Origin of the sequence: Vreelandella piezotolerans (assembly GCF_012427705.1) — a bacterium.
GTDB classification, from domain to species: Bacteria; Pseudomonadota; Gammaproteobacteria; order Pseudomonadales; family Halomonadaceae; genus Vreelandella; species Vreelandella piezotolerans.
The window spans coordinates 2,747,131-2,765,928 of sequence record NZ_CP048602.1 but is presented as its reverse complement, the minus strand read 5'-3'; the positions used below and the strand labels follow the sequence as shown (position 1 = coordinate 2,765,928).

General features: G+C 59.1%; 13 protein-coding genes and 1 riboswitch. Of the genes, 8 read left to right on the top strand and 5 right to left on the bottom strand.

Translation table 11 applies throughout. The features are described 5' to 3' along the window. The first annotated feature begins 6 nt into the window (after positions 1 to 6). Together GYM47_RS12685 and GYM47_RS12680 are read left to right on the top strand one after the other, a co-directional pair. Entirely contained in the window at positions 7 to 543 is a 537-nt protein-coding gene (locus tag GYM47_RS12685; RefSeq protein ID WP_137093496.1) for a TRAP transporter small permease, read from the top strand. Next, positions 540 to 1,805 (top strand): TRAP transporter large permease, encoded by a 1,266-nt coding sequence (locus GYM47_RS12680; RefSeq protein WP_137093494.1) that lies wholly within the window; start codon positions 540 to 542, stop codon positions 1,803 to 1,805. Before GYM47_RS12685 ends, GYM47_RS12680 begins: the two co-directional genes overlap by 4 nt. 18 nt (positions 1,806 to 1,823) lie before the next feature. Here GYM47_RS12680 and GYM47_RS12675 read toward each other — a convergent pair whose 3' ends face one another. From GYM47_RS12675 to GYM47_RS12665, 3 genes are all read right to left on the bottom strand, one after another. After that, positions 1,824 to 2,702 carry a transglutaminase family protein gene (locus GYM47_RS12675; protein ID WP_044629241.1) on the bottom strand — a complete coding sequence of 293 codons (879 nt, stop codon included), beginning with the start codon at positions 2,700 to 2,702 and terminating at the stop codon, positions 1,824 to 1,826. Beyond that, the gene (locus tag GYM47_RS12670) at positions 2,699 to 5,107 is read right to left on the bottom strand and encodes a circularly permuted type 2 ATP-grasp protein (RefSeq protein WP_139526643.1); all 2,409 of its coding nucleotides are present in this window, start codon (positions 5,105 to 5,107) and stop codon (positions 2,699 to 2,701) included. Before GYM47_RS12670 ends, GYM47_RS12675 begins: the two co-directional genes overlap by 4 nt. A gap of 75 nt (positions 5,108 to 5,182) precedes the next feature. Continuing rightward, positions 5,183 to 8,533: a transglutaminase family protein gene (locus GYM47_RS12665; RefSeq protein WP_139526645.1), complete on the bottom strand. Its 3,351-nt coding sequence runs from the start codon at positions 8,531 to 8,533 to the stop codon at positions 5,183 to 5,185. A 433-nt stretch (positions 8,534 to 8,966) separates the two neighbouring features. Here GYM47_RS12665 and GYM47_RS12660 point away from each other — a divergent pair, with 433 nt between their 5' ends. Beyond that, entirely contained in the window at positions 8,967 to 10,451 is a 1,485-nt protein-coding gene (locus GYM47_RS12660) for a circularly permuted type 2 ATP-grasp protein (protein WP_139526647.1), read from the top strand. A 4-nt stretch (positions 10,452 to 10,455) separates the two neighbouring features. Further along, positions 10,456 to 11,454: an alpha-E domain-containing protein gene (locus GYM47_RS12655; protein WP_139526649.1), complete on the top strand. Its 999-nt coding sequence runs from the start codon at positions 10,456 to 10,458 to the stop codon at positions 11,452 to 11,454. On the opposite strand, the gene GYM47_RS12650 is transcribed toward GYM47_RS12655, so the two are convergent. Continuing rightward, positions 11,455 to 12,516, bottom strand: a complete 1,062-nt coding sequence (locus tag GYM47_RS12650) for a zinc-binding metallopeptidase family protein (RefSeq protein ID WP_153842677.1) — start codon at positions 12,514 to 12,516, stop codon at positions 11,455 to 11,457. A gap of 222 nt (positions 12,517 to 12,738) precedes the next feature. On the opposite strand from GYM47_RS12650, the gene GYM47_RS12645 reads away from it, so the two are divergent. After that, positions 12,739 to 14,235: a CoA-acylating methylmalonate-semialdehyde dehydrogenase gene (locus GYM47_RS12645; RefSeq protein ID WP_153842678.1), complete on the top strand. Its 1,497-nt coding sequence runs from the start codon at positions 12,739 to 12,741 to the stop codon at positions 14,233 to 14,235. A 43-nt stretch (positions 14,236 to 14,278) separates the two neighbouring features. Here the strand turns inward: GYM47_RS12645 and GYM47_RS12640 are convergent, their stop codons facing one another. Then, positions 14,279 to 14,968 (bottom strand): hypothetical protein, encoded by a 690-nt coding sequence (locus tag GYM47_RS12640; protein ID WP_044629234.1) that lies wholly within the window; start codon positions 14,966 to 14,968, stop codon positions 14,279 to 14,281. Positions 14,969 to 15,148: 180 nt separating this feature from the next. Here GYM47_RS12640 and GYM47_RS12635 point away from each other — a divergent pair, with 180 nt between their 5' ends. The 3 genes from GYM47_RS12635 (at position 15,149) to GYM47_RS12625 (ending at position 18,782) form a co-directional block, all read left to right on the top strand. Further along, the gene (locus tag GYM47_RS12635) at positions 15,149 to 15,739 is read left to right on the top strand and encodes a peroxidase-related enzyme (RefSeq protein WP_044629233.1); all 591 of its coding nucleotides are present in this window, start codon (positions 15,149 to 15,151) and stop codon (positions 15,737 to 15,739) included. A gap of 65 nt (positions 15,740 to 15,804) precedes the next feature. Beyond that, positions 15,805 to 15,908, top strand: a riboswitch (TPP riboswitch). After that, positions 15,898 to 17,277, top strand: coding sequence for a sodium:solute symporter family transporter (locus tag GYM47_RS12630; RefSeq protein ID WP_153842679.1), 1,380 nt, complete (start codon positions 15,898 to 15,900; stop codon positions 17,275 to 17,277). (Overlaps the previous riboswitch by 11 nt.) A 74-nt stretch (positions 17,278 to 17,351) precedes the next feature. Continuing rightward, on the top strand, positions 17,352 to 18,782 hold the full coding sequence (locus GYM47_RS12625; RefSeq protein ID WP_153842680.1) for a diguanylate cyclase domain-containing protein: 1,431 nt from the start codon (positions 17,352 to 17,354) through the stop codon (positions 18,780 to 18,782). Positions 18,783 to 18,798 lie beyond the last annotated feature (16 nt).

Below are 18,798 nucleotides of genomic sequence, written 5' to 3'. Positions count from 1 at the left end.
ATCATCATGCTGCAACGCCTGTCCAACGGGCTTGCCCGTTGTGAAGAGATCACCGCCGCTGCCTTGGCAGCGGCGGTGACGTGTTTGATCCTCACGAATATCGCCTTTCGCGCGCTGGGCAGCCCACTTTACTGGGTCAGTGAACTGGCGATCTACGCCATGATCTGGATGACCTTCTTGATTGCTGGGGCGGTGCTGAAACGTCGCCACGGCATCGCGGTGACACTCGTGAGCGACCTGCTGCCGTCTGCAGGAAGAAAGTGGGTCATCGTCGCGGTAGATACGATGGTGCTGCTGTTTGCCCTGATGCTGGTGTGGCTCTGCTGGCGGTGGTATCAGCCGCTGACGCTGGCTCAAACCGGCTTCGATATACGGGCGTTCCAGGGCCAGACGTTCAATTTCATCTATGCGGAAAATACCTCCACCCTGGGCATTAAAAAATTTTGGGCATGGCTGATCGTGCCTTGGTTTGCAATCTCGCTGAGCCTGCACGGCGTGTCGAATCTAGTGCAATCGCTAACGGCCATGAGGGGACGTGTATGACGGTCGTGGTGTTTCTGCTGCTGCTTCTGGGCGCCGTGCCCATTGCGTTGGTACTGGCGCTCACGGCGATGTGGTATATCCAAGCCTCCGGCAATACGGTGCTATTCGACTCCTACCCGCAGCAGCTGTTTAGCGCCATCGAAAGCTATGGGCTGTTGGCGATTCCGTTGTTCATGCTGGCCGGGGAGTTGATGAACGAGGGCGGGTTGACCAAGCGATTGATTGCTCTGGCGCGCATTTTGGTGGGAGGCTTTCGCGGCGGCTTGGCCTATATCAACTTGGTGGCCAACATGATGATGGCGGCGATCATTGGTTCGGCGGCGTCACAAATCGCCATCATGTCTCGCGCCATGGTGCCTGCAATGGAGCAGGAAGGTTACGATACCCCCTACAGCGCGGCGATCACCGCCGCAGGGGGCCTGCTATCGCCGATCATCCCGCCCTCCATGCTGTTCGTGCTATTTGGGGTCATGGCTCAGGTGCCCATTGCAGAGATGTTTATTGCAGGGCTGTTACCAGGGCTTTTGTTGGGCGCAAGTTTTTTTGTGGTCATCGCTTTGGTGGGGCTGGTGCAGCAGTACCCGAAAGGGCAGTGGCCGAGCCGTCAACAAGCGCTGCATGATGCGTTATGGGGGTTGCCCGCACTGCTGATTCCCGTGATTATCATCGGCGGCATTTTGTTGGGTATCGCCACGCCCACGGAATCGGCGGCACTGGCCTCGCTGGCGGCGCTGCTGATGGGGCGCTTCGTGTATGGTGATCTGCGTTTGACGCAGCTTCCCATGGTACTCACACGCACGGCGATCAATGCCGGTCTTGTCATCATGCTGATTGCCGCAGCGGGTGTGTTTGGCTGGGTAGTGATCTACGAGCAACTGCCGCAAATGGCCGCTGAATGGATTGCTGCGTTGACCAGTAGTCCGTTTCTTTTTTTGCTGTTGGTGATTGGGGCGCTGCTGCTAGTGGGAATGGTGATCGATGGGATTGCCGCGCTGATTTTGGTAGTGCCCATTTTGATGCCTATCGCCCAGAGCCAGTTTGCGATTAGCCCTTATCAGTTTGGCGTGGTGGTCTGCTTAACCTTGGTAATGGGCTTGCTGACGCCCCCGGTGGGAGCTGGGCTGTTCATTGCCTCTTCCATGACCGGCGCACCGCCGCTAAAAATCTTCCGAGCGTTGCTGCCCTTTTTACTGGCCACCCTGGTCACGCTGGTCCTGCTGGCGTGGTTGCCATGGTTGACTAACGGATTGATTCAACGGTGATCGTCTCGCACGCGCGGTTTAGGCCGCGCTGTTGTCCGTGAGGGGCATTACGTCTACCTCCACCTCGAGCTGGTGGTCGCCGCCGCCATTCATCACGCCTTTGAGTGGTGCCACGTCCGCATAATCTCGCCCCCAAGCCAGCACTGGGTGCTGTTCACCGGCTACCGTACCGTTGGTTGGATCCAGCGCTAGCCACCCCCAGTCCGGAATCCACGCGGCTAGCCACGCGTGGGAGGCATCGGCGCCAATGAGTCGTGGTTGGCCAGGTGGCGGCTGAGTCTCCAAGTAGCCGCTTACATAGCGTGCCGCCAAGCCCACCGAGCGCAGTGCGCCAATGGCGAGGTGGGCAAAATCTTGGCAGACCCCCCGTCGGTTAGCCAGCACCTCACTCAATGGTGTGGCCAACGTGGTAAAGCTGGGGTCGTACTCGAAGGTGTCGTAAATCGACTGATTGAGCGCTAGCGCGGCATCGACCAGCGGTCGGCCGGGAGTGAAACAGCTGCGCGCAAAGGCCGCCAGCTCATCGTTACGACGAATGAACGGCGAGTCGAGCCGGTAGAGCTGCATATCGAAGCGGCTGTCGTTGCGCAACTGCTCGGCTACACGCTCCCACGCCGGAGAGCTGCTCGGCAATGGCCCGAGCGGTTGAGTGTTGAGCGGCGTCACGACGGTCACATCCAGCGTTTGGTGCACGTCTTCCAGTGCGAAGTAGAGCACTCGATTGCCAAACACATCGCGGCGCTCGGCCTGCACCTGAGGCATTGGGCTGATCGTCAGTTCCGAGGCACCACACTGCTGGTGCTGGGTTTTACGTGGCAGTACCCGGGCCTCGCTATGACAGAGCGTCACCGGTGCGCTGTAGTGGTAGCGTGTGGTGTGCCGCAAGGTGTAGTTCATTCGTCGGGCTCCATGCTGACAAGTTGGCGCGGCCGTTCCACGTGGCTGAAGTGGCTGTGGCTAATGGCATCAGAGAGCGCATTGAGCGGCGCAATCAGCTCGTCCAACAGTTGCTCCAGCGCGGCCTGCGCATCTGGAGTATCGGCCAAGTGGCTAATTCGGTCGATGTCGGCGAGATGCAGAGCGGCGTTGGCTTGAATGAGCAAACGTCGCTCGGCATTTCGGTAGGGCGACGAGCTGCCGGGCAGCCGATCCATCTGCCGTTCCAGACGTTTGAGCATGTAGCCCACCGAGCGCGGGTTGGTTTCGTCGAAGAGCAGCAGGTCAAGAATCGCTTCGGGGTGCAGCTCGCTTCGGTAGCGTCGCCGGTAGGCCGTAAAGTTATCGGTGGTGGCGAGCACCACCTCCCATAGCGCCAGCCCCGGTGAGTGGGGAGCGTTGAGAGTGAGTTTGAGCAGCGACAGCAGGCCTAACACGCGATCCAGGAAGCGGCCAATGTCCATGAAACGCCAGCCGTAATGGTGGGGCATGGTTTCGTTGCACAAGCCAAAAAAGGCGGCAATTTGCGCCGACAGCCCTTCGCAGGCACGCCGCGCCGCGCTGGCACCCAGGCTCGGGTTGAACGTGTCTACCCGCTGTCGCAGTTGGTGTACCACTCGCCAGGAGTCATCTCCCAGATGTTCGCGCACGCTGCGAGCGTTACGCAGCATTTGGGCGAACAGTGGCTGCAGGGCTTGAGCGTCGCGCTCATCGAACTGGGTCAGCAGCGCCGTGCGCTTTTGCGCAAAGCCCACTAGGGGCGGCTTGGTGCTCTTCCCTTCATGGTCGAGCGTGGTGATATCGAGGGCTAGCAGCAGCTCATCTAGCAGTTGATCCGCGATCTCGTCCTGGTCGTACTCCATTAAACGCAGCAGCGCTTCGCGCAGCAAGCGGGCGCGGGCATCCAACCGTTCGCCGTAGCGTCCCAGCCAAAATAGACTTTCGGCCACCCGACTGGGCAAGTCGGTGCCATCGCGGGTGGCGACCACCGGGCCACGCGCTTGGCGTAGCTGGCTGACATGGGGTTGGGGCGTATTCGCGGTGACCCAGACATCTTTGACGATCGGGCTGCTTAACGATGGTGAGCCCGGGGAGCCAACCCACGCCAGGCCGCCGGGCATGACATGATAGTCACTAGGCTGCGGACGTTGGGTCGCGATGCTGCCAGGCATTCGTGTAACGAAGCAGCGTAAGTTCAGCGTTGCGGGGGATAACCGCTGCATGTTGGCATCGAACACTGGGGCCGATGCTGGTTGGGTACTGGCATCGGCACTAGGCAGCAGCAATTCCTCACCGAGTAGATGCTGGCATAAGGCAGGGAGATAGTCGGCCAGCTCGGCCATTTCCAACACGCCAACGCCGAGTGCATTCGACATGGCCACGCCGCTGGCGCGAGTGGCTTGTAGCAATCCAGGCACGCCGAGTTGAGAGTCGCCGCGTAGTTCGAGCGGATCGCAGTAAGCGTCGTCGCAGTGGCGCAGCACCACATCCACGGGTTGCAGGCCTCCTAAGGTACGTAGCCATAACTGGCTATCGCGTACCACCATGTCCTGGCCTTCGGCGAGATCGATATTGAGATAGTTCGCCAAATAGGCGTGCTCGAAGTAGCGTGGGCTGCCTGGGCCGGGGGTGAGCAGCACGATCGTGGGATTGTCACGGTGCTGGTAGGCCAGCGCGGTCAACGTACGGTGATATTTGTCCAAAAAGCCCGCCAGCCGCTTGAGTGGGGCGTTTCGATACATTTCCGGCAGCGCGCGGGCCATGAGTATGCGGTTCTCCAGCGCGAAGCCAGTGCCAGACGGCGCCTGTAGGCGATCGCCCATCACCCGCCAACGCCCATCGATATCTTGAATGACATCGATACCGTGAAAGCTGATCGATGGACGGTCGCTGGGTTGCGAGCCATGGCAAGGCAGTAAAAAGTGGGGCGAAGCGAGAATGGCCTGCGTAGGAAGAAGCCCTGCATCGAACAGTGTGCGCGGGCCATAAATATCGTCGTAGAGCGCATTGAACAGGCGCGTGCGCTGGGTCAAGCCGACCTCTAGTGCTTGCCACTGCACCTGATCGATCACCCAGGGAAGCGGATCGAGCCGCCAAGAGCGGCCCTGAGTGTCTTCGTGCATGTTAAAGATCACGCCGTTCTCTGCCAGCAGGCGCTGAATCTCTTCATGCTGCTGATAACGGCCATCCGCGCCGAGTGCTTCCAAGGCACAGAGCAGGCTCTGCCAGCCGGGGCGCAACTGCCCCTGTCGGTCGAGCATCGCATCAAACGTGCCGGGCTGTCCCTTGCCTAGCTGATTCGTGTAGTCCTCAACCAGCCCGGCAGCGCCGAGCCCGAGCAGTGAGGGAGAGACAGGGGCGGTCATGATCCTGATTGTCCTAAGCGAGTAGGGGGCGGATTATCCTGTAGCTAGCGCAGATAAGGAAGCACTCTTCATCCATCAGCGTGGGCTCCAGCGCAAATCGAGCGTGCAAGGCAGCTCCTGGCTCGCCCTTTCCGGTACGGGGGCCTGAAAGCCATGGCGGTGGCCACTGTCGCTGAAGCGTCCCAAACGGCGGGCTTCGGCTTCGAACGCATTGACAGGGAAGGTCTCGAAGCTACGTCCTGTGGGGTGTACCACATAGTAAGTGCAGCCGGCTACTGAACGTTGGTTCCAGGTGTCGATGACATCGAACACTAGTGGTGCGTGAATGGGGATTTGCGGGTGCAGCGCCGAGGGTGGCTGCCAGGCGCGATAACGAACGCCGGCCACGGCTTCGCCATTACGCCCGGTGGCGGTAAGTGGCACGGGGCGGCCGTTACAGGTGACGACGTAACGATCACCGCTCATGCCGCTGACTTTGACTTCCAAGCGCTCTACCGAGGAGTCGACGTAGCGCGCGGTGCCGCCTGCAGTCGCTTCTTCGCCGAGGACGTGCCAGGGCTCGATGGCTTGGCGAAGCTCGATCGAGAGCATCGGCGTATGCAAACGGCCGTGCACCGGGAATCGGAACTCCAAGAACGGCGCAAACCAGTCTAGCTCGAAGTCGAATCCGTGATGACGCAGGTCGCTGAGCACGTCGTTCAGGTCTTCCCACAAGTAGTGGGGCAGCATCCAGCGGTCTTGTAGCGCGCTTCCCCAGCGCACCGGCTTGCCACGGTAGGGCGTTTTCCAACAGCGGGCGACCAGCGCGCGAATCAGCAGCATCTGCATTAAGCCCATTCGCGCGTGGGGAGGCATTTCGAAGCCGCGCAGCTCCAATAGGCCCAGGCGTCCGCTGTCGCTGTCCGGCGAGTAGAGTTTATCGATACAGAACTCGGCACGGTGTGTATTGCCGGTCAAGTCGGTCAGCAAGTGACGCAGCAGGCGGTCGACCAGCCAGGGTTGCACTACTTCGCCTTCGGGCATTTGCTGCAGAGCGATTTCCAGCTCGTAGAGCGCTTCGTGGCGCGCTTCATCGACGCGCGGTGCTTGGCTGGTAGGGCCAATGAACAGCCCCGAGAAAAGATACGACAGGCTGGGATGATGCTGCCAGTAGGTGACCAGACTGGCCAACAGGTCGGGGCGACGCAAGAACGGCGAATCGTCCGGCGTGATCCCGCCCAAAGTGACGTGGTTGCCGCCGCCGGTACCGGTATGGCGACCGTCCAGCATGAACTTTTCGGTGCCTAACCGCGCTTGGCGTGCTTCATCGTAGAGACGCTCGGTTTGTGCCACCAGAGTTTGCCAACTGGCGGCAGGCATGATGTTGACTTCGATGACGCCTGGGTCGGGAGTGATCTGGAAACTTTCCAGCCGCGGATCGCGCGGCGGCGCGTAGCCTTCGATCATGACCGGGCAGGCAAGTTCGCGGGCGCACGCTTCGATACTGCTGAGCAGGTCGAGGTAGTGCTCGAGTTGAGTCAGCGGCGGCAAAAAAATATGCAGCCTGCCTTCACGGGGTTCGACGCACAGACTCGTGTGGATGATCTTGTGCTCCCGATCCTCCTCGGCGCTAGGTTGCTGCTGTACCGATTCGCCTTCCGGGTGGCTATGGCTTGGATGGGTGCTTTGGCCCAGGCGCTCAGCACTGGTGAAGCGGTGCTGTTCGGCGTTACGACGCGCCACCTCTCCGTGAATGTCGCCCAGCGCCGGGCGAGGAGCAAACAGCGACTGCGGTTGGGGCTGGTCTTCCGGGTCGGCCCAGGGCAGGGCAGAGAGCGGAAGGCGTAACCCCATGGGCGAGTCCCCGGGTACCAGGAAAAGGTGGTCGCGTTTCAGCGGCCAGCGTCCGCTCTCCCAACGGTGTGACTGGGCAATCGAGTGGCGCAGTGGCAGCGCATAGCCAACGACCGAGCTCAGATCCTGCTCCAGCAGGCGGGCAAGGCGTCGGCGCTCGGCGTCATCTTTCAAATCGGCTTTGCGTGGGTCTACGTTGACCGGCAGCGTTTGCTCTTTCCACAAATAGTAGTAAGCATCCTCATAGGCAGGAATCCAGCAGCGCTGAGCCACACCCAGACGTTCGCTCAGCGCTTGAGTAAAGCGCTGAGCCATGGTGTCGTCGGCCACCACGTCGGGGGCACCTTCCATGCAGGCCAGCCAGCTTGGGTCGCGCCATAGCGGCACCCCATCTTTACGCCAGTAGCAGGCCAGCGCCCAGCGGGGCAGCGGCTCGCCAGGATACCACTTGCCCTGCTGCTGCTGAATCACGCTGCCAGGGGCGTAGGCGGCCTGCAGGCGCGACAATAGCGCTTCGGCGCGTTCACGTTTGTGCTCCCCCAAGGCTTCGGTGTTCCACTGAGGGCTCTCCATGTCGTCGATGGAAACGAACGTCGGTTCGCCGCCCATGGTCAGTCGAACGTCTTGCTGGTTGAGCGCTTGGTCAACCTCGTCGCCCAGCGTCAGAATGCGTTGCCACTGCTGCTCGCTATAGGGTTTGGTGACGCGCGGGTCTTCATGAATGCGCTCGACGCGCATCTCGACGTCGAACTCCACCTCGCACTTATCGGAAAAGCCAGTGATGGCGGCGGCGCTGCCGGTCGTAGGCGTAGCGGCGAGTGGAATATGACCTTCGCCTGCAAACAGGCCAGAGGTGGGGTCCAGTCCTACCCAGCCAGCGCCGGGCAGGAAGACTTCGGTCCAGGCGTGGAGGTCGGTAAAGTCCACGTCGGTGCCGCTAGGACCATCCAGCGCTTTCACATCCGGTGTCAGTTGAATCAAATAACCCGACACGAAGCGTGCCGCCAAGCCTAGATGACGCAGTATTTGTACCAATAGCCAAGCGCTGTCGCGGCAGGAGCCGCTCGCCAGAGTCAGCGTCTCTTCACAGCTTTGTACCCCAGGCTCCATACGCACCAAATAACTGATGTCCTTTTGCAGGCGCTGATTGAGGGCGACGAGGAAATCGACGCTGGTGGTCGGTTCGAGAGAGACGTCTTTCAACCAGTCCAGGAGTCGCGGTCCCGCTTCGGTTACCTCTAGGTAGGGGCCAAGCTCTTTGCTGAGTTCGTCGGGATAGGTGAACGGAATCTTTTGGGCGACGTCATCCAAAAAGAAATCGAACGGGTTGATCACCGTCATGGGGGCCACGAGTTCGACGGCAATGGTGAGCTCTTTACGTGGCTCGGGGAACACCACGCGGGCATTGAAGTTACCGAACGGATCCTGCTGCCAATTCAAGAAATGGTCGTCGCCTGAAATATTCAGTGAATAGGCGTCGATATGGGTACGGCAGTGGGGGGCCGGACGCAGGCGAATCACATGGGGCGAGAGCTTGACGGGGCGGTCGAAGCGATAGGTCGTGCGGTGATGCAAGGCAACGCGAATGGTCATGAGCCACCCTCAAAGAAAGCTAAAAGTCACCGTGCGTATTCCGCATAGCGCGTCGGTGAAGAAAATAAGTACCCAGAAGTATCGTTGGAGTTGAACTATTTTGCAGCTGCAATATGAGTAATGGCGTTTAAAGAGTGTGGAAAATTGTCATCGCACCATAATCGATAACTGGTATGCACTATTTTGGTGCTCTAATAACGATTAAGTGCTAAAAAATGAATGTTAATTTCTTTCATGTATAAAAGTTGTGCCAACCAAGCCATACAAAGAGAAGAGTAAACGCTAAGCGCCAATTGAGCGTTGAAATAGCGGGGAATATGGCGCGAGTTTTGCGTGTTTATATGGTCCAGTTGCTACGTACATTGCACGCGGCAGGCCTACACTACTGAATTAAGGAAGTTGCCGCTTCCACCCTAGCGCCAGGAGAGCGCCCATGAGCCAAGTAGATTGGAATAACTATGCGTGCCGTGACTTTTACGACGAGCTGTTGGCGGCGCCAGGCAAGCCTCGTGCTTCTGCGGACGAGTTATGTCACATGTTGGCGCGATTTAGTGCGGAAGAGCTAGCTGAACGTAAAACTGCGGCAGAAATTGCCATTCGAACGATGGGCATCACGTTTACCGTTTATTCAGAAGGGGCGATGATCGATCGCGCCTGGCCTTTCGATATCGTTCCCCGCATCATTCCGGCCAATGAGTGGCGAAAAACCGAGGCGGGTTTAAAGCAGCGCGTACAAGCGCTGAACTTGTTCATCGATGATCTCTATCACGAGCAAAAAGTCGTCAAAGATAAAGTGTTGCCCGCCGAAGTATTGGCTCAGTCGGCCAATTTTCGACCTCAGTGTGTGGGCATCAATCCGCCCCACGGCGTGTGGGCCCATATTTGCGGATCTGACTTGGTGCGCGGCGGCGATGGCATGCTTTACGTGTTGGAAGACAACTTGCGTATCCCGTCGGGCGTTTCGTACATGCTGGAAAACCGCAACGTCACCAAGCGCGTGTTACCGGAGCTTTTCGCCTCGGGCAAGATCTTGCCAGTGGACGACTATGTCGCGCAGCTGTACGACATGCTGGCGGCCATGTCGCCCCGTCCGGGCGACGACCCGCAGGTAGTGGTGCTGACGCCTGGCATCTATAACTCTGCCTATTTCGAACACGCCTACCTAGCGCAGCAAATGGGGGTCGAGCTGGTGCAGGGCAGCGATATGCTGGTCGATGACGACGATGTGGTCTACATGCGCACGGTAGAGGGCTTGCGCCGTGTCGATGTGATCTACCGCCGCGTAGACGATGAGTTTCTCGACCCCGAGGCGTTCAATCCGCACTCCATGCTGGGCGTGCCGGGATTGATGCGCGCTTGGCGGGCGGGCAACGTCGCGCTGGCCAACGCGCCCGGGGCGGGCGTCGCCGACGACAAAGTCGTTTACGCCTTCGTCCCTGAGTTGATTCGTTACTACCTGGATCAAGAGCCACTGCTGCCGAACGTGCCGAGTTATCTCTGTATGTTCGACGAGGACCGCCAGTACGTGCTCGATCATTTGGACGAGCTGGTGGTAAAACCCGCCAATGAATCCGGTGGTTACGGCATGCTGATCGGACCGCGCTCCACCAAAGAAACGCGGGACGAGTTTGCGCGCTTGATCAATGAAAATCCGCGTAACTATATGGCCCAACCGACACTGGCACTTTCCACTACGCCAACGCTGGCCAACGGTTTGCCTCAGCCCCGCCATGTCGACCTTCGCCCGTTCATCCTCTCGGGACCGGAAACCCATGTAACCACTGGTGGGTTGACCCGCGTGGCACTGGTCGAAGGGTCGCTGGTGGTCAATTCGTCCCAAGGGGGCGGGAGTAAAGACACCTGGATCGTCGAAACCGACGAGAACGCGGCGGGTGCCGCTGAGCAGAAAGGAGCCTAGCGCCATGCTGTCACGCGTTGCTGAAAACCTCTATTGGATGGCTCGCTACATCGAGCGTGCCGAAGACACCGCACGGTTATTGAGCGTCAATACGCACCTGATGCTGGATTTGCCACGCCATTTACCGCTGGGCTGGGCGCCGCTGATCGAAATGACCGGGACGCTGGATGCCTTCAACGCTCGGCATACCAGTTTCGATGAGCGAAGTGTGATGCACTTTTTGTGCGCCGATGCCGAAAACGGCAGCTCGATTCTCTCGGCGCTCGCCAGCGCCAGAGAAAACCTGCGCACCACGCGGGACGTGGTGCCCCGAGAGATTTGGGAAGAGGTCAACCAGCTCTATCTCAGCGTGGCGGATCACGCGGAGAACGGCGTGAGCCCTCGGCGTCGGGATGCATTTTTGAAAAACGTCATTCGAGGCTGCCAAACGCTAACAGGGCTCATCGAAGGCACCTTGAGCCACGGCCCGGCGCGTACGTTCATCAAGCTGGGCCGTCAGTTGGAACGGGCGGACATGACCACACGGATCGTCGACGTGCGTTCGGCGAGCTTGCTGCCGCAAAATCCTGAAGAATTGCTGCCGTTCGAAAATCTACAGTGGATGAGCGTGCTGAAATCCCTGACGGCGTATCAGATGTATCGTCAGCAGGTCAGGCTGCGCGTGCGTGGGCCGGACGTATTGCGTTTTCTGCTTCAAGATCCGCACCTGCCGCGCTCCATTGCCTGTAGCCTGGAAACATTGGGGCACGAGCTGCAGTTACTGCCTCGTCAAGATCGTGTGGCAGCCACGGTGTCACTGGTACGCGCCGATGTGGTCGATGCGGACATTCAGGCATTGGCCCACTCACCGAGCAAACTACACGCTTTCGTGGACGAGCTACAAATTGGTTTTGCCGCCATTCACGATACGCTCAGCGCTACGTATTTCGTAAACGGCGATGGCGTTCCTCGAGTCACTCAGCGCCAAACCCAGAGCCACGTGGGCGACCATGACAACGACTGATTAGGCCGTTTTAGGGCTGGCGTTCTCGCGTTGAATGAGATCGTGTAGATACGCCAGCTTTTCATGCACCGCGGGGGCAAGAACCCCCGGGGCCAGATCCAGTAGGCCCATGTCACGATTGAGTTCATTCACCGTCAAGCCTACCTGATGAAACGCTTGTAGCATGCTCTCCAATGAGCCATCGTACTCGGCCCGAGAGAGGCCCATGTGCAGTGCCGTATCCAGCACAGCCACCATGTCCAGATAAAAGGCAAACGTCTCTGCGAAATCCTCCCACGGATGCATGGCGGCGTAGGCGGAGATGAACCGTGTGGGCCAGTCTGCCGGCGCGCCTTGCTGATAGTACTGCTCTAGGGCGTCGCCATAGGTGGGATGGTTGTGGTTGCCGAACACGCGAATGCTGGCGGCTTCATCTTGGTCTTTGACCAGTAGGTCCCAGTAGTAGTGGCCGATTTCGTGACGAAAATGGCCGATCAACGTACGGTGGGATTCATTCATGTCGACACGCAGCCGCTCACGCTCGACGTCATCGGCCTCTTTGACGTTGATGGTGATATGGCCATTGGCGTGGCCGGTGTAAACTTTTTCTTGGTTTGCCGTGGAGCGCCACAGCCCTTGGTCGGGCAGCGCATCGGCCATGAACGAAAAACTCAGTGGGACGCGGATGTCCTCGCCCTCGACGCCGTGGGGAAGCTTGAGCAAATCCAGCGTATAGAAAAGCCGCCGTTTGGCGCTCTCCAGCGCTGCCCAGCGTTCCCGGTTGCCCTCGACCTCTAGGTCGGGAATCACCTCGTTGTAGCGGCAGCAGTCGCATAGCGTATCGGCGTGCCCGTCGGTCATCACCACCATCCGGTTGCAGACGTTTTCGACGGAATAGTTGTGGCACTTCATTAGTGCCGTGCCGCAGTCTTCATGGGTACAGCGGTAGCCGCCGCTATCCAACGGTTCCAGCGCCACGATGTTACAACACGCGGGGCACCAGCCAACCTCCGACTCACAGGCCAAGCAGTGGGTATTTTCGAAAAACAGCGGATTGCCACAGCGGCAGCTAAACGTCTGCATGGATACCTCCTTGTGATCACCACAGCGCATCTCACGAGGGTGAGTAATGATACGTCATTGTCTCAGCATAGCGATGCCCTTACCGAGAGGGAAAGCCAAATCGTCGGGCGGAGGGCATATTGTCTTTGTCCAGTGGCTAATTGACGTTTACGTCAACTTGCTGATATACCCTAACGGTTCCCTATTCGATCCCATAACAAACACAAGCTGAGGAAACGCATCATGTCCGTTCGTGAAATTCCGATGTACATCGATGGCCAGCCGGTCATGTCGCAAAGCCAAGAGTGGCGCGATGTGGTGAATCCTGCCACCCAGGAAGTGGTGGCGCGAGTACCGTTCTGTACGTCCGAAGAAGTCGAGCGCGCCATCGCCAGCGCCAAAACAGCGTTCAAAGAGTGGCGCAAAGTGCCGCTCGGCAAGCGCATGCGCATCATGCTCAAACTGCAGGCGTTGATTCGCGAGAATACAGCGGAACTTGCCGCCTTGATCACCGAAGAGCACGGTAAAACCCTGCCGGATGCCGAGGGTGAAGTGGGGCGCGGGCTAGAAGTGGTAGAGCACGCCTGTTCGATTACCTCCCTACAGCTTGGCGAGCTGGCGGAGAATGCGGCCAACGAGGTGGACGTCTATACCATGCATCAGCCGCTGGGTGTGGGGGCGGGCATTACCGCCTTCAATTTTCCGATCATGCTGCCCTGTTTCATGTTCCCGTTGGCGATTGCCACCGGAAACACCTTCGTCTTGAAGCCTTCCGAGCAAGACCCGAGTTCTACCATGCGGCTCGTGGAACTGGCACATGAAGCGGGTATTCCGGCTGGGGTATTGAACGTCGTGCACGGTGGGCCTGACGTCGCCAATCAAATTGCCGACCATCAAGATATCAAGGCGCTGTCGTTCATCGGTTCGACCCATGTGGGGTCGCTGCTTTATAACCGTGCGGCCGCTGCTGGCAAACGTATGCAGGCCATGATGGGTGCAAAAAACCACTGTGTTGTCATGCCGGATGCCAACCGTAGTCAAGCCATCGATAGCCTGCTGGGCTCTGCCTTTGGTGCCGCCGGTCAGCGCTGCATGGCGAACTCGGTGGTCGTGCTGGTGGGGGAAGCGCGCGAGTGGATCAAAGACATCGAAGCCGGCGCGCGCGGTATGACCGTGGGACCCGGCACCCAGCGCGAGGCCGATCTGGGGCCACTGGTCTCTCCGCAAGCCAAGGAGCGGGTCGAGCGTTTGATTACGGCAGGTGACAAGGAGGGGGCTACGCTGCTGGTCGATGGGCGCGGCTACACGGTCGACGGCTACCCAGACGGTAATTTCGTCGGGCCGACTCTGTTTTCCGATGTGACGGCAGAGATGACGATCTATCGTGAGGAAATTTTTGGGCCGGTGCTGTGTGTCGTCAACGTCGAAACGCTGGACGACGCCATCGCTTTCATTAACGCCAATCCGAATGGCAACGGCACCTCGATCTTTACGAACTCGGGCTGGGTCGCGCGACGCTTCGAGACCGACATCGACGTCGGCCAAATCGGCATCAACGTGCCCATTCCGGTGCCGGTCGCCTACTTTAGCTTTACCGGTTCTCGGGCGTCGAAGCTGGGCGACCTAGGGCCTAACGGTAAACAGGCGATTGCGTTCTGGACGCAGACTAAAACGGTCACTGCCCGCTGGTTCGAGCCCGAAAACGTCTCTAGCGGTATCAATAGCACGATCTCGCTATAGCGAGCGGCAACACGCTGCGCCTCCTCGGTAGAGGAGGCGACCTTCACACGTCCTGAAACAGCGGTAAGCTCTCCGAGAGTAGTTGCCCTATGGGACCAAGCTGGCTCTCGTGTAGTACGAGCAGGTATGGCGCCTCCTGCTCATCGCGAACGGGCGCCAGCAGCGCGAATTCTCCCTCTTCGAGGTGAAATTCATGAATTTCACGAAGGCCGTGGGGGGTCTCACATTGTGAGCAACGGTAGGTATCGTCCTCGCCATATACGAGGCGATGGTACATTTTGAACAGAGTGTAGAGGGCAAGCCCACCCTCGAACGCGGGCCAGCGAGCCGGTGTGGCACGAATATCGTCGGTGAGCGCGTTGCCTTCTGCTTCGGCATCGGCAATGGCATCGGCCAGGGGAGCCGCGAGAATAGCGGTTTGATCTGCGGGTAGGGGGGCATTTCGTTCCGCCGCTGCGTGAAAGGAGGTGGCCGCCGCCTCGAAATCTTGCAGGTTGTGCAGCGTAAAATCGGCATGCTGTAGGTCGGCAGGTTCGAAACCACCGTTCTCCCAGCCGTGAATCACACGAAGCGTGACCAGGCCGCGCTGCATAGGCCGGGCCAGCAGGGTGTGAAGCATGACACGGATATGCAACTGACGCTCATCCGTATCGTTCTCGAACGCACGGTACGGGTCTGCGAACAGTTCATGCAAACGCCCTGGCGTGTGCTCTTTTGCTTCGGAGTATGACATGGTGGTTTCCCTGTAAGTACGCCGCTTGGCTAGCCGAATAGCGTACGGCTTTTATGACATTAGATCACTAAAAGTATGGCGAGCGTAAAGCCATATGAAAAGAGTCTTTAGTTAGCAATTTGTTACGGATAAAAGTGAGTTGGTAGTGGGACTCTACTTCAAAATAAAAAAGGAGCCTCTATGGCTGCATCGATCAGTCGGTTCAAACTTCCTGACACTCTGGATAATGTTCCCAATGATATTCGGGAAGCCATGTTGGCCGTGCAGGAGAAAGCGGGCTTCGTGCCCAACGTATTTTTGATGTTGGCTCACCGACCCGACGAGTTTCGCGCTTTTTTTGCGTATCACGATGCGTTGATGGAGCGACCATCGGAGACGCTGACCAAAGCAGAGAAAGAGATGATTGTCGTTGCGACCAGTGCCCGCAATCGCTGCTTGTACTGTGTCGTCGCCCATGGCGCGCTGGTGCGTATCTACAGTAAAGATCCGTTACTGGCCGATAATATCGCCATCAACCATCGTGTGGCGGGATTGAGCGAGCGTCATCGGTTGATGCTCGACTTTGCACTGCACAGTGCCATCGATCTGGGCGAGTTTTCAGACGAATGGCAGGCGCGTTTAGAGGCAGTGGGGTTCACACTGGATGATTGCTGGGACATCGGTGCCATTGCCGCGTTTTTTGGCATGTCCAACCGCTTGGTGACACTAGCTGGAACACCGCCCAACGCCGAGTTTTACCTGATGGGGCGTGTCCCCAAGAAAGTGGAATAAGCAGCCCGGCCCCATGGGCAAGGCTTTACTAACGCACCACTTTGCTTGAGGATACTGCCTCCACTCACTGTCGCCAGGGGAGCCCCAATGGGGCTGAGAATGCGCGCAACGCAGACCCTGGAACCTGATCCGGTTCGTACCGGCGGAGGAAGCGCGACATGCCTTACCTAACGTCTTTCGTGTTAGGCGCAGCGTTATGCTGCTTTGCTTTTCTGGGTCTTCGGGCACGCTTCAGTGGCGGCTCGTTGGATGACTATGTCACCGCTCGTAATTCGCAAACGTCGGCCACCCTGGGGCTCTCCTTTTTGGCGTCCGGTATGGGGGCTTGGATACTCTTTGCACCCCCTGAAATCGGCGCATTCGTAGGGCCCGTGGCGCTACTGGGCTATGCCCTTGGCTCGGCGCTGCCGTTCATCGTTTTGGGTCTCTACGGGCCTAAGATACGCCAAGCACTGCCCGAGGGACGCAGCATTGCCGAGTTTGCCGACGCCTGCTATGGCAAGGGGGTACGCCATTTCGTGGCGATCGTTTCCGTGGCTTACATGGGCTGCTTCCTGGCTGCTGAACTCACCGCCATCGGGGCGATTACCGCGCTACTCTCCGACGTGCCTCCCGCTGTGGTGATCATCGGGGTGGCGCTCACCACGCTGGTGTACACCGTCATGGGCGGGCTGCGGGCAAGCTTGGCCACCGACCGCTGGCAAGCGTGGCTGCTTTTGGCGCTGCTGCTCGCCGTCGCCAGCGTGACGCTCTGGCGACTGCCCAGTATGCCGAATGACGCACAACTCCCGTCGCTCCCCATCGGCAGCTCGCTCAGCGTGGCGTTGACGCTGGTGATCGCCGTGACGGCGGCTAACTTGTTTCACCAAGGCTATTGGCAGCGGGTATGGGCGGCCCAAGACGACGCGAGCCTGGGGCGCGGTGCCTGGTTGGGTGGCGGCTTGACCGTACTGGTCGTCATGGTGATTGGTGGCGTAGGTATCATGGCAGCGATGAGCGGGGTCAGTCTCGGCGAGCCGCCCATGCCGTTTTTTGCGCTGCTTAGTGATGCCCCGGTATGGATCACGCTGCCTTCATTGGTACTGGCCGTCACGCTGGTCACCTCGAGCGTCGACACCTTACAAAACGGCATTGCGTCGCTGTGGGCCAATGGTCACCGGGCCGAGGCCCTCAACAAGGCGCGCTGGCTCACCGTGGCGATCATGCTGCCTGTGATCGTGATTGCCTTGCAAGGGCTCTCCGTGCTGCGGCTATTTTTGATTGCCGATCTGCTGTGTGCAGCGATAGTGGTGCCGGTGCTGCTGGGTTTGTGGCAGCGTATGACACCGATGGCAGCAATAAGCGGCGGGTTTGCGGGGCTTGTAGGGGCCGTGCTGCCTGGCTGGATCGGTCAGGGCAGCGTCAGCGCAGGGGTAATGGCCGCCACGTTCCCCGGCAGCGTACCGACGTTAGGCCCGTTCGTAGGGGCGCTGCTACTCTCAACAACGGTCAGCGTGGCGTTGGCTCTGGTGAGCCGTCAACGTGTCGAAGTCCGTTAATCAAGGCGTTAAGCAGGACATTTCGTTTCGCGTTATGCTGTTAAGGGTTTGATGACCATTTAGGTGTGATCGCCATGAGCCACCTGTTACCCCCCAACGAAACTGCCCGTTTGGCTGCGCTTAACGAACTGGCCCTCCTGGATACGCCAAACGAGCCCGTTTTCGATCGGATCACGCGATTGGTCACCGTGCTGCTCGGCGTTCCTAAATCTACCATCAGTCTGATCGACACCGATCGTCAGTGGTTCAAGTCTCAAGTGGGCATGGCGGTATCGGAAACACCTAGGGACGTCGCGTTTTGTGCTTACACGGTACTCGAAGATGAGCCGCTAGTGGTCGAAGACGCTCAGCAAGACGCACGCTTCGTGACCAATCCCTACGTGATGACACCTGGCGGCATCCGTTTTTATGCCGGGATACCGCTGCGTAGTTCACAAGGGCTGGTCCTCGGATCGCTATGCGCCATGGACAGCCAGCCACGCAGCTTAAGTGACCAAGAAAAGGCTGCGATGCAAGATTTGGCCGATATCGTGATTGGCGAAATCCACCTGCGCGAACGGCTCATCAACGAGCAGAAGATTCGTGCCGCCACTCAGCAGGCGCTCACGGCGCTGCATCAAAGCCTCGAGCAGCGTATCGAGCAGCGAACCCGCGAACTCAATCTGGTGATCGAGTCGGCATATGATGCCTATTTGAGCGTCGATGAGCAGGGGCGCGTGCTGGATTGGAACCATGCAGCCGAGACCATGTTCGGCTGGCGTCGCAAAGAAGCCCTCACTCGACCGATTACATCGCTCATGTTTCCCGACGGAATCACCAGTGACGATGTCGCCATGCCAGTGACCGGAGAAGCCCTACGGCGCGATGGCGTTCGCTTGCCGGTCGAGGTGCGACTGAAGCGTTTCGAGGTGAATGGCCGCCCACGCCGCAGCTTGTTCATTCACGACATTACCGAACGCCAGCAGCTAGAGCGCCTACGCGACCAGCAGGCCCGAGAAGACGTGCTCACCCGTTTGCCCAACCGCCGCGCCCTAGATGAGCGTTTGCCGGAGGCAATGGCACGGGTACGCCGTACGCTCGCACCGCTGGCCGTGCTGTTTCTAGACCTCGATGGGTTCAAACGCATTAACGATCAGCACGGCCATGCCATGGGGGACGAGCTGCTGCGCGACATCGCGAGCCGTCTCCAGCGAACCGTCCGCGAGACGGATTTCGTTGCCCGATGGGCGGGAGATGAGTTCGTCGTGCTGCTTGAGGGGGTGACCAGCGACGCACCGGAGCCGCTGGCCCATAAGCTGATCGAGGTGATCGAGGAGCCGCTCAGCGCAGGTGGCGTGACCCTGCAAGTAAGTACCAGCATTGGTGTGGCGCTGTTCGTCCACGACGCGGCGGAGACACCTCAGGAGTTATTGAAGCGCGCCGATGAGGCCATGTACAACGCCAAACGCGCAGGCAAAGCGCGTATCGCGCTGGCACGTCCGGCGGATACGTCTGCCCCCCATTAACGAACCCAAGGACGAG